Raw genomic sequence first — 2377 nt, forward strand, 5'->3', positions numbered from 1 at the left:
CTCCAGTCGATGTTCGGCTGCGGCACCGCGCTCAGGAATTACTGGCGCTCCGGCCTGGTCGAGTGGCGCCCCAATCGCTTGTCGGTTCTGCTGGTGTTCGCGGGCGCGGTCGGCGGCGCCATCGTCGTCCAGCTCATCCAGACCCGCCTGCTCAACCTGATCATCCTTATCCTGCTAGTCGCCGCCGCGATCTACATCCTCTTGTCGCCGCGCATGACCGACGACGACGCCCACCATCGCGTCAGTTCCGCCGGCTACGCGCCATTGGGCGGCGCGATCGGATTTTACGACGGCTTCTTCGGTCCCGGCACCGGCACTTTCTTCACTACCAGCCTGGTCGCCCTGCGCGGTTACGGCCTGACCAAGGCCACCGCGCTCACCAAGCTGTTCAACTTCACCAGCAATGTGGCGAGCGTTTTATTGTTCGCGCTCGGCGGCCACCTGCTCTGGCTCTTGGGCCTGTGCATGGCCGCCGGCGCAATGCTCGGCGGCTACCTCGGCAGCCACACCGCGCTAAAATTCGGCGCCCGCCTGATCCGCCCGCTGCTGGTAATCATCTCCCTCGGCATGACCGCGCGGTTGCTATGGGGCTATTTCGCGGGGTGAAGAGGCAGCGCGCTCACATGCCGGTGTGTTCCGTGAACGTGCCGATCAGCCCCGCTAGAACTGAACTGAACAACGTAAACAGCAGCATCGAATTGAACGTCAGTTCGGCACCAAATATAGCGTCGATCAGCGCCACAAGGGGAAACACCGCCAGGCCGGCCAAGAAATAGAATGCGCCGCGCTTCGGATTGAAATCAAACACTTTAGCTTTCGGATCGGGCGGGTCTCGCAAGACCCACAAAGCCCAAAACACGATGGCGACCAGAGGCATCCAAACCCAGACGGGCCAGTGTTGGCCGTCTTCCAAAATCCATGTCTGGATCAAGGTAGCAGCCCCTACGATGAGCAATGCACTGTAGGCCGCGGATACCTTAGTTAGCATGGTGAGGCACCATACCGCGTTGCCCTCGGAAAGCTACGATGCCCATCGTGGCAGCAGCAAGCTCGCATCGCCGTAGCTGTAGAACCGGTACCCCTCCGCGACCGCGTGGGCGTAGGCCGCTTTCATGACGTCGAGCCCCATCAGCGCACTGACCAGCATGAACAGGGTTGAGCGCGGCAAGTGGAAGTTGGTGACCAGGCCGTCGACCGCCTTGAAGCGATATCCGGGCGCAATGAAGATCGCTGTGTCGCCCTCGAAGGCACGGATTTGCCCGTCCTCGTCCGCCGCGCTTTCGGCGAGGCGCAGCGAGGTCGTACCGACCGCAATCAGGCGCCCGCCTGCCGCTTTCGCACGGTTGAGCCGTTCGGCGGTCGCGGCGTCGATCCGCCCCCATTCGGCGTGCATCCGGTGCTCGGCGATGGTGTCCGCCTTGACCGGCAGAAATGTCCCCGCGCCGACGTGCAAAGTCAGCATTTCACTGCCCACCCCGCGCTCCTCCAGCGCCGCCAATAATCGCGGCGTGAAGTGCAGCGCGGCGGTCGGTGCCGCCACCGCGCCTTCCTCCCGCGCGAACATCGTCTGATAATCCTCGCGGTCCGCCTCATCCGCCGGGCGTTTCGAGGCGATATACGGCGGCAACGGCATCCGCCCGGCGCGCGCGAGCAGCAACTCCACCGGCTCGTCGCCATGGAATTGCAGCAGGAACGCCCCGTCCTCGCCGCGCTCCGTTGCCGACGCGGAAACGCCCGACCCGAACTCAACCCGGTCACCAACATGCAGCCGCCGCGCGTTGCGCACGAACGACCACCAGCTACGCGGCCCCTCGCGCTTGTGCAGCGTGGCGCCCACCCGGGCCTCTCCCCGTCGCCCCTCGAGCTGCGCCGGGATGACCTTGGTGTCGTTGAACAGCAACACGTCCCCGGGCCGCAGCAGCGCCGGCAGGTCCATCACTCCGTGATCGGAAATTTCCGCCCCCTCGACCTTCAGCAACCGCGCCGAATCCCGCGGCCGGGCGGGACGTAATGCTATGCGGTCGGTGGGGAGCTCAAAGTCGAAGAGGTCGACGCGCATCAGCCGCCGCTGGGCGTTACCGGCGCTTCAGCCGCGGGCGCGGCCGCTGGAGCCGGAACCGCCGCCGGCGCCTGAACGATGGCTGCATCGCCAAGCCGCGCGCTGATAATCTTGGTCGGGTCGGCCGGCGGCTCGCCGACCGCGATCTTGTCGACCGCATCCATGCCCGACATCACCCGGCCGATCACGGTGTATTTGCCCCACAGCGCGATGTTGGGCGAAAACATGATGAAGAACTGGCTGTTGGCCGAATCGGGATTGTCGGTCCGCGCCATCGCCACCATTCCGCGCATATAAGGAATAGTCGTGAATTCGGCC

At 64.8% G+C, this 2377-nt stretch carries 4 protein-coding genes; 1 reads left to right on the forward strand and 3 read right to left on the reverse strand.

Annotated features, from left to right (window positions below):
• A partial coding sequence (locus tag RMO25_RS13760; RefSeq protein WP_309663171.1) for a TSUP family transporter occupies positions 1-606 on the forward strand: 606 nt, incomplete at its 5' end.
• 13 nt (positions 607-619) lie between these two features.
• Here the strand turns inward: RMO25_RS13760 and RMO25_RS13765 are convergent.
• From RMO25_RS13765 to RMO25_RS13775, 3 genes are all read right to left on the reverse strand, one after another.
• On the reverse strand, positions 620-931 hold the full coding sequence (locus RMO25_RS13765) for a hypothetical protein (protein WP_309663172.1): 312 nt from the start codon (positions 929-931) through the stop codon (positions 620-622).
• 90 nt (positions 932-1021) lie between these two features.
• On the reverse strand, positions 1022-2059 hold the full coding sequence (queA, locus tag RMO25_RS13770; RefSeq protein WP_309663173.1) for a tRNA preQ1(34) S-adenosylmethionine ribosyltransferase-isomerase QueA: 1038 nt from the start codon (positions 2057-2059) through the stop codon (positions 1022-1024).
• Positions 2059-2377: peptidylprolyl isomerase (locus RMO25_RS13775; protein ID WP_309663174.1), on the reverse strand; the 319-nt coding region annotated here is incomplete at its 5' end. The genes RMO25_RS13775 and queA, both read right to left, overlap by 1 nt.

The organism is Sphingomonas sp. (genome assembly GCF_031361285.1).
GTDB lineage: Bacteria > Pseudomonadota > Alphaproteobacteria > Sphingomonadales > Sphingomonadaceae > Sphingomicrobium.